Origin of the sequence: uncultured Proteiniphilum sp. (genome assembly GCF_937873925.1) — a bacterium.
In the GTDB taxonomy this organism is placed as follows: Bacteria; Bacteroidota; Bacteroidia; order Bacteroidales; family Dysgonomonadaceae; genus Proteiniphilum.
Map to the genome: position 1 here is coordinate 18,342 of NZ_CALNAT010000031.1, position 9,487 is coordinate 27,828.

Here is a 9,487-nt window from a genome sequence, read left to right on the forward strand (position 1 = left end):
CGTTATTCGACCGATGAAGTCCCCTTTCCTACACTTGCAGATGCCCGGGAACCTTCTTTTCGCTTCAGGTAAAAGATCTCCGTCTCGTCTTTTGAGTCGCGCACGACCTCTATCAACTCAAAACCCTCTTTACTGAACATGTTCAATACCGCAATCATCCCGTTAAATGAAACAACCCTGCGGCGGTTATCGGTAATCTGGGGAATGCGTCCGCCCTGTCCGTAGTCTACCCTTACCGTGATTTTCGAACTTAATAACGGTCCTGAATCTGACCATATCCTGAGATAGTCGGCGTCTAATTCGCCGATGGGGGCTTCATTCACGTATTGCGCATTGGCTAGAGATATGCTCCCCACCAGGAACAGTACCGGCAATAAAAATTTCATTTTCATCATCATTATAAATTTAGATAGAAGAATCAAGATTTGGTGTCCGGGATGTTTAGAGTGATCAATTTCCAATTCTTTCATTCAAATTTCTCACGTCAATCCTTAAATCATCAAATCCTTAAATTAATTCATTGCCACATTAACCCATTAGGCACATTGACTCATCAGCACATTAAGTTAATCCAGTTTCAGCACGGCCAGGAAGGCTTTTTGAGGAACCTCCACATTGCCGACCTGTTTCATTCGTTTTTTTCCTTCTTTCTGCTTTTCGAGCAGCTTGCGTTTACGCGAGATATCCCCCCCGTAACATTTTGCCGTTACATCTTTCCGGACGGCTTTCACCGTTTCGCGGGCAACGATCTTCGCGCCGATGGCCGCCTGAATAGCGATATCGAACTGCTGGCGCGGGATCAGCTCTTTCAGTTTCTCACACATGCGCCTGCCGAAGCTCTGCGCATTATCGAAATGGGTAAGCGTGGAGAGCGCATCCACCTGTTCACCGTTCAGCAGAATATCCAGTTTTACCAGCTTCGAAGGCCGGTAATCATGGATATGGTAGTCGAACGAGGCATATCCCTTCGATATACTTTTCAGCTTATCATAAAAATCGATCACAATTTCACCTAACGGCAAATCGTAAATGATCTCTACCCGGTCACCCGAAACATACTCCTGTTTGATCAACACGCCCCGCTTACCGAGGCAAAGGGTCATAATGGGACCGATATAGGCGGTATTGGTGATGACCGAAGCGCGGATAAAAGGTTCCTCGATGCGTTCGATAAGCGTGATATCGGGCAGGCCTCCCGGGTTGTGCACCTCCTTCATATTTCCTTTCTTGTCGTACACTTTGTACGAAACATTGGGTACCGTAGTGATCACATCCATATCGAATTCCCGTTCTAACCGTTCCTGGACGATCTCCATGTGAAGCAAACCCAGGAAACCGCACCGGAAGCCGAAGCCCAGCGCTACGGACGATTCGGGCTGGAAAGTGAGCGACGCATCGTTGAGTTGTAGTTTTTCGAGTGACGAACGCAGGTTCTCAAAATCCTCGCTCTCGATAGGATAAACGCCGGCGAAGACCATCGGCTTCACTTCTTCGAATCCTGCAATCGCCTTGGTTGCAGGCCGTTTCACATGGGTGATGGTATCCCCTACTTTCACCTCTTTCGACGTTTTGATGCCGGAGATGATATAACCCACATCGCCGCAACCTACCTCCTCTTTCGGCACCATATTAAGGCGCAGGATACCCACCTCGTCGGCATCATACTCTTTGCCGGTATTGATGAATTTCACCAGATCTCCTTTTCGTAGGGTGCCGTTCATAATCTTATAGTAAGCAATGATACCCCGGAACGGATTGAACACCGAATCAAAGATCAGTGCCTGTAACGGAGCATCCGGATCCCCCTGCGGAGCGGGCACCCGTTCAATGATGGCGTGGAGGATCTCTTCGATGCCGATGCCGGTCTTTCCGCTGGCACGGATGATTTCTCCACGGGGGACGCCGAGCAACTGTACGATCTGATCTTCCACTTCGTCGGGCATGGCGCTCTCCAGATCGATTTTATTGAGAATAGGAATGATCTCCAGGTCATGCTCGATAGCCATATAGACGTTCGATATGGTCTGCGCCTGAATACCCTGTGCGGCATCGACTACCAGCAGGGCGCCTTCGCAGGCGGCTATGGAGCGTGACACTTCATACGAGAAGTCCACATGTCCCGGCGTATCGATCAGGTTGAATGTATATTTTTCGCCTTCATATTCATAATCCATCTGTATCGCATGGCTTTTGATCGTGATGCCTCGTTCCCTCTCCAGATCCATGTTGTCGAGTACCTGCGCCTGCAGGTCCTTTCCTTCGACGGTCTTGGTGAACTCCAGCAGACGGTCGGCCAACGTACTTTTGCCGTGGTCAATGTGTGCAATGATACAAAAATTGCGTATATTCTTCATTTAGCTTTTCTTCATCTAAATTTTTTGGGGACTTTTCCCTTCTTTTCCCCCTTTGCACCTTCCCACCTTCTAAAACTCCGCGTTATTGGGTGTTCTCGGGAAGGGGATCACGTCGCGGATATTGGCCATTCCGGTAATAAACAGTATCAACCGCTCAAAACCGAGGCCGAAACCTGAGTGGGGTGCGGTGCCGAACTTACGGGTTTCGAGATACCACCAGATCGGGCCGGTATGCATCCCCGTTTCCTCTACCCTCTTCATCAGCTTGTCGTAATCCGCTTCACGCTCCGAGCCGCCGATAATCTCTCCGATCTTCGGAAAGAGCACGTCCATGGCGCGGACGGTCTTATCATCTTCGTTCTGTTTCATGTAGAACGATTTGATCTCCCTCGGATAGTCGGTCAGGATAACCGGGCGTTTAAAATGTTTCTCCACTAAGTAACGTTCGTGCTCCGACTGCAGATCGGTACCCCAATATACGGGAAATTCGAACTTTTGCCCCGACTCTTCCAGTATCTTCACTCCTTCGGTATAGGTGAGGCGGACAAAATCGTTTTCCACCACGAAATTCAGGCGATTTGTCAGTTCTTCGTCATACATCTTGGCCAGGAATTCGATATCCTCCCTGCAATGTTCCAAAGCGTAGCGGATAAGATACTTCAGGAAATCTTCCGCCAGATCCATATTATCGTTGATATCATAAAAAGCCATTTCCGGTTCGATCATCCAGAACTCCGCCAGGTGACGGGGGGTATTGGAGTTTTCGGCGCGGAAGGTGGGGCCGAAAGTATAAATGGCACCTAACGCCATAGCACCCAACTCCCCTTCGAGTTGTCCGGAGACGGTCAGGTTTGTCTGGCGACCAAAAAAATCCTGTGAGAAATCCACCTTACCCTCTTTATCGCGTGGCGGATTATCCATATCGAGGGTTGATACCTCGAACATGGAACCGGCTCCTTCCGCATCGGACGCAGTGATAATAGGCGTATGAAAATAGTAAAACCCTTTGTCGTTAAAATATTTGTGGATGGCATACGACATATGGTGCCGCATTCTGAAGATGGCTCCGAAAGTATTGGTACGCGGCCGCAGATGGGCTATTTCACGCAGGAATTCCAATGAGTGCCCTTTCTTCTGCAATGGATAAGTAGTAGGATCGGCAGATCCGTAGACCTCGATCTCCGTCGCCCGTATCTCAACCGACTGGCCCTGTCCCTGCGACTCCACCAATTCGCCGTTCACATTGATGCAGGCTCCGGTGGTGATGGGTCGAAGTAATTCTTCATCAAAATTAGCTATATCAATAACAATCTGTATATTATTGATGGTCGATCCGTCGTTAAGGGCGACAAAACCGACGTTCTTGTTTCCTCTGCGGGTACGCACCCATCCTTTTACATTGACTTCCTCTCCGAAATTTGTAAGCCGTAATGCTTCTGAAATTCTTGTTCGTTTTAGTTGCTTCATACGATTAGTTCACTTTTCTCATTAAAGTATGGGACATCTGCGTTAAGCCGAATGGGCAGAGGACAAGCCCGCTTGCCTGAATGTTTTCAATAATTGAGTAATGCGCAAAAGGCAGATCTACCCTATAAATATCCGGTCTGTTCCTGCACGGTTTCGCACAGGAACAGGGATTATTATTGTTATTATCTGTAATGGACGATAAAACTCCCCTGGGGAGAGCCGTTCCTTAATCGAACGCCCCCATCCGGAGCATATTTACTTCTTGTTCTGTGAGGTAACGCCATTTTCCGCGTGAAAGTTTTTTCTTTGTTAATCCCGCGAAATAAACCCTGTCGAGTTTAAGCACCCTATAGCCCAGTTTCTCGAAAATACGACGGATGATACGGTTCCTGCCGGAGTGGATCTCGATACCCACCTGGGTAAGGTCTTCTTCCGTCACATAACTGATTGCATCGGCATGGATTTCCCCGTCTTCCAGTTCAATACCGTCGGCGATCATCTGCATATGCTCCATTTCCACCGGCTTATCAAGCCATACCTGATAGATTTTCCGCTTTTCGTACTTCGGATGTGTTAATTTCGATGCCAGGTCGCCATCGTTGGTCAGCAATAATACCCCCGTGGTAGCCCTGTCTAGTCGTCCTACCGGATAAATCCTTTCCGAAGCGGCGCTTTTTACCAGTTCCATCACCGTCTTGCGGTTTTCGGGATCATCGGTGGTCGTCACAAAACCTTTCGGCTTATTCAGCAGTACATACACCTTGCTTTCGAGTTGTACCGGCTGGTTGTGGAACATCACCGCATCGGCGCGGGTGATCTTGGTGCCCAGTTCCGTTACGACCTGTCCGTTTACTTTCACCACACCGGCCTGGATAAATTCATCGGCTTCGCGGCGGGAACATACTCCGGCGTTGGCCAGGTATTTGTTCAGACGGATGGGTGCATTGGGATCGGCATTCTCTTTGTACTTGACCTGCTTGAACGGCTTTTTCTTTTTCAGCTTTTTTACCGGCTTCGCAGGCTTATTAGGTCTGCCCGGCCCCCCGGGTGAAGGTTGGTTCCCCCAGCTCCGGTTGTTATAATTGCCACCGGTAACCCGCTGTGGCGACTGCGGACGCTCACCTACGCGGGGACGCCGTTTTCTTATGCCCCCTTCGCTGTTCCCACTGTAGTTCTCCTGGCGGGAATCCCTGTAATTCGGGTTGTAGGATGATCTCTCCGGGTTGTAAGACCTTTCCTGGTTATAGGATGATCTCTCCGAATAATAACCATCTTGCTGTGTTCTCCGCTCATTGCCGTAATTTCTGTTCGAGGAAGCGTGTCTCTCATTGTTCGCGCTGTGATAACTTCGCCTTGGGCGCGACTCGTCATTGTTTGTTGTCATTGTTGCATTTACTTTTTGATTACATAATGAAACCTCACGGTTTTTTCTTTTTTAAAATCGCATTTTTTCGAATTACTACCGCCCGGCTAACATGACCGGACCGGATTTCTTTCAATTATTATTTACTGTGCACTTAAATTCCTGTATAATTTTGAGGTGTGATCTCTTTCAATTCCTTTTTTATCTGTTCATTCACATCCAGATTGTCAATAAATTCCGAAATACTCTCCCGGGTGATACGCGTATTGGTTCGTGTTAAAGCTTTCAATGCTTCATAAGGTTTCGGGTATCCTTCGCGCCTCAGGATCGTCTGGATTCCTTCGGCAACCACTGCCCAATTATTTTCCAGATCCCTGTCTATTGCCTCTCTGTGTAATAACAATTTATGGAGCCCTTTTGTTGTACTTTTTAGAGCAATTAATCCGTGTGCCATGGGTACACCGATGTTCCTGATCACCGTGGAATCGGTAAGGTCGCGCTGTAACCGTGAAACGGGCAGTTTCGCCGCCAGATGTTCCAACAATGCGTTGGCAATACCCAGGTTCCCTTCGGCATTCTCAAAATCGATCGGGTTCACCTTGTGAGGCATGGCTGATGAGCCGACCTCCCCTTCCCTGATTTTCTGCTTGAAATACTCCATCGATATATATTGCCATATATCCCTTGTGAAGTCTATAAGGATGGTGTGGACGCGCTTCATGGCGTCGAATGAGGCCGCGAAAGCGTCGTAATTGGATATCTGCGTGGTGTACTCTTCCCGGAGCAGGTTCAGTTTCTCTTGCAGAAAACGGTTCCCGAACAGCTTCCAGTCGATCTGGGGATAAGCCACACGGTGTGCGTTGAAGTTACCGGTTGCCCCGCCAAATTTTGCTTTTGCCGGGATCCTTTTCAGTACATCGATCTGTCCGGTCAACCGGTATGTAAAGACCTTCATCTCTTTCCCCAGACGCGTGGGTGACGCCGGCTGTCCGTGTGTACGCGCCAGCATAGGAATATCTTTCCACTCATCGGCCAATGCATCGATTTGGGAAACCAGCTTTTCCAGTTCGGGGATATAGACTTTGTGCAGTGCATCCCGCCACATCATCGGCGTAGCCGTATTATTGATATCCTGCGAGGTCAATCCGAAGTGAATAAATTCCTTATGATCCGACAACTGAAGCGCATCGAATTTCTCTTTCAGAAAATATTCCACAGCCTTCACGTCATGGTTGGTGGTTTTTTCGATCTCTTTGATCTGCCGGGCGTCTTCTTCACTGAAATTGCGGTATAAAGCCCTTAATTGTTCGAAGATGCCCTCATCCTTCAATGGAAGGATCCCCTCTTCACAAAGGGAGACAAAGTAATCGACCTCCACCTGCACGCGATACCGGATGAGTGCGTACTCGGAAAAGAACGCATCCAGATCTGCGGTCTTATCCCTATATCGTCCGTCGACGGGTGAAATGGCTGTAAGTTGGTCTAAGTTCATTATAATTTGTATTCGTATTCCTTAACGAAAACGTTTATTGCGGATTAATATAATCGCTACCCCTGTTTTGATGGTACAAAAATAGCGATAATAATAGACCCATGAAAATTTTCATGAAAAATATTTATAAAAATTTTGCAGGAAAATAAAAACGACGTATCTTTGCATCGCTTTTCAGGAAAGCAACTATCGAAGATCTTTCAAAATATTCAAAAAAAAAATCGGGCGTTTAGCTCAGCTGGTTCAGAGCATCTGCCTTACAAGCAGAGGGTCGGCGGTTCGAATCCGTCAACGCCCACCGAGTTAAGAAGCTGTTTAACAGCAAAATAAAAGTATAAAGTGAGTTGGTACAATTCTGTATTGCTCGCTTTTTTCGTTAAAATCACCCTTATTTTTCGCTATTAAGGTGAAATAAAGTCAATATTTCTTTGAACTATCTTTGAAGTGATTTTGCGGCTTGTGCGTGTTGTGCGGAATTGGTTTTGAATAATTCAACAACTATTTAAAACTAACCAACGATGGCAACTTTCAAACCGGTTGTTTTTACAACTAAGAACCATATTAAATCAGACGGCACGACAAATATCAAAATTCGTGTTTATCATAATAAACAATCGTAGTACACCCCTACCCCAATTATATAGAGCCCGTTTTCTGTATTAAGGGTAATTTTGTAAAATCAGGTTTATTAACCTTGATTTCTTCGTTTTTTTTATCCATCTTTGTAATGTTTTAAATAGTTACGACTGATTGTAATTAGTTGTTTCTGTTTTAAATAGTCATTGAAAATAGAGAGTGGCTATCTAAATGAGAAAAGGAATACAGCTACCTAAAATTTAGGATATCTCTCCGGAATAGTGATTTTACGAAACGAAAAGATAAAAGAGATGCAAATAGAACAGTATTATAAAATATTCTGAATGTTAAATAAAATGATTATGAAAAAGGCTTTATTTCTTCTGTTTTTAGTATTTTCTATGAGTTGTTTTTCACAAGGGGATAAATATGTATATGCGAGTGCAAAATGGGGCAATAAACTTACATGCCTATTCTATCTTAATGACCAAAATCCGGAAGCAAAGTATGCTAATGATAAAGATTATGAATTGAAGAATAATAAAGGCGAGGTAATGTATTTTAAGCATGAAATGCAATTTGTAAATTACTTAGCAAATCAAGGTTGGGAGTTTATTCATATAGTTAACAAACGCGCTATTCAGTCTGGTAGCGAAACTGTTTTCTATTTTAGAAAACCACAATCGGAATTTACTCAGGAAGAGTTGAATAAGATTATTAAAAAAGAATAGTACACCTAATCCAATCCAAACCACAGAGGATTTACCAGTCGGGCAAATGACGGGATTATAATGTGAATATTTACAGATTTTGTTCCATCCATTCCATAAAATCCAACTTTATCAACTCCCTTCCGCCTCAATATAGCCTCAATCCGCAACAAATAATACGACTATTTTGTTAAGTAGTGCGAAAAGGGAATAAGGAAACAGGTCTGATTGGCATGTTTCTGACAAGTGAACCCACAAAATGCGTATTATTTAGAATTCATTGATATGTCTGATCAGGAAAAGTATGATCAAATATTCGAAGCCAACCGTAAATGGATTGAAAAGACTAAAATAGATAATCCCGAATTATTCGAACTATTGGCATCAGAACAACACCCTGATTTTCTGTATATCGGTTGTTCAGACAGCAGGGTGCATCCGAATCAGGTGATGGGGTTAAAGCCGGGTGAGGTTTTTATCCACCGTAATATCGCGAATATGGTGAACTCCATTGATCTGAGCGCTCTTTCAGTGATTAACTATGGGGTTGAATATCTTAAAGTGAGATACATCATCATTTGCGGTCACTATGGATGCGGAGGGATTCAGGCGGCTATGCAGAATCTGGACTATGGCATCCTTAATCCCTGGTTGCGCAGCATACGGGATGTCTATCGTCTTCATCAGACAGAACTCAATGCCATTGAAGATATGGAAGCCAGATATCGGCGTTTTGTGGAGATTAACACTTACGAACAATGCCGTAACGTATTAAAAATGGCCGAAGTGCAAAAGTCTTACTACAAAAACGGTTATCCCAAAGTGGCCGGATGGGTGTTCGATATCGAAGATGCCCGGCTTCATGACCTGCATTTTGATTTTGAAGGAGAACTTGCGAAAATCAAAGAGATATATGATATTACGGGCAAAGTGTAATGATTACTTTCATTTTAACTATCCGCAAAATCCGGATGGTTCAGCAGGAATGTTCCAGGGAAGTTTCCCGTAACTATCCTAAACCCATCGAATTCGAGAGGTTTAAAAACAGACAAACCTTAAAAACACAATAAATAACGGCTAAGAATAAAAAATTATCTTTGTGCGATGAAAGCAGAAGATCAAGACAAAAACATATTATCCAATCTGGGGATCGAGAGCCTGAATGAGATGCAGGTGGCAGCCCGGCATGCGATAATCAAAGAACGGAATGTACTGTTATTGTCCCCTACCGGTTCAGGAAAAACCCTTGCTTTTCTCCTGCCCGTTCTTCAGTTATTGGATGAGGACATAACAAAAGTACAATGCCTGATCGTCGTACCCTCAAGGGAATTGGCGCTTCAGACAGAGCAGGTATGGAAAAAGATGGGAACAAAATTCAAGGTAAATGTTTGCTATGGCGGACATTCTATGGAAACCGAACTGAAGAACCTGAGCAGTCCCCCGGCTTTGCTTATCGGGACACCCGGACGATTGACCGACCACCTGGAAAGGAAATCGTTCGACACCGGCTCTATCAAAACCCTGG

Annotated in this window: 8 protein-coding genes and 1 tRNA gene; 4 read left to right on the forward strand and 5 right to left on the reverse strand. The window is 45.2% G+C overall.

The genetic code is table 11. The annotated features are described in order from the left end of the window. Positions 1-2 precede the first annotated feature (2 nt). From Q0502_RS02190 to purB, 5 genes are all read right to left on the reverse strand, one after another. The gene (locus tag Q0502_RS02190) at positions 3-386 is read right to left on the reverse strand and encodes a hypothetical protein (protein ID WP_298646586.1); all 384 of its coding nucleotides are present in this window, start codon (positions 384-386) and stop codon (positions 3-5) included. Between the two features lie 180 nt (positions 387-566). Next, positions 567-2,354, reverse strand: coding sequence for a translation elongation factor 4 (gene lepA / locus Q0502_RS02195; protein WP_298646589.1), 1,788 nt, complete (start codon positions 2,352-2,354; stop codon positions 567-569). Between the two features lie 69 nt (positions 2,355-2,423). Next, positions 2,424-3,821 (reverse strand): asparagine--tRNA ligase, encoded by a 1,398-nt coding sequence (asnS, locus tag Q0502_RS02200; protein WP_298646592.1) that lies wholly within the window; start codon positions 3,819-3,821, stop codon positions 2,424-2,426. Between the two features lie 226 nt (positions 3,822-4,047). Beyond that, on the reverse strand, positions 4,048-5,205 hold the full coding sequence (locus Q0502_RS02205) for a pseudouridine synthase (RefSeq protein WP_298646595.1): 1,158 nt from the start codon (positions 5,203-5,205) through the stop codon (positions 4,048-4,050). Positions 5,206-5,338: 133 nt separating this feature from the next. Next, on the reverse strand, positions 5,339-6,676 hold the full coding sequence (gene purB, locus Q0502_RS02210) for an adenylosuccinate lyase (RefSeq protein WP_298646598.1): 1,338 nt from the start codon (positions 6,674-6,676) through the stop codon (positions 5,339-5,341). A 223-nt stretch (positions 6,677-6,899) separates the two neighbouring features. On the opposite strand from purB, the gene Q0502_RS02215 reads away from it, so the two are divergent. From Q0502_RS02215 to Q0502_RS02230, 4 genes are all read left to right on the forward strand, one after another. Then, positions 6,900-6,974: transfer RNA gene (locus Q0502_RS02215), tRNA-Val, on the forward strand. 640 nt (positions 6,975-7,614) lie between these two features. Beyond that, entirely contained in the window at positions 7,615-7,983 is a 369-nt protein-coding gene (locus tag Q0502_RS02220) for a hypothetical protein (RefSeq protein WP_298646601.1), read from the forward strand. Between the two features lie 264 nt (positions 7,984-8,247). Beyond that, complete coding sequence (locus Q0502_RS02225) at positions 8,248-8,898, forward strand: carbonic anhydrase (protein WP_298646604.1); 651 nt, start codon at positions 8,248-8,250, stop codon at positions 8,896-8,898. Positions 8,899-9,066: 168 nt separating this feature from the next. Then, positions 9,067-9,487, forward strand: a 421-nt coding sequence (locus tag Q0502_RS02230; protein WP_298646607.1) for a DEAD/DEAH box helicase, incomplete at its 3' end; no start/stop codon positions are given.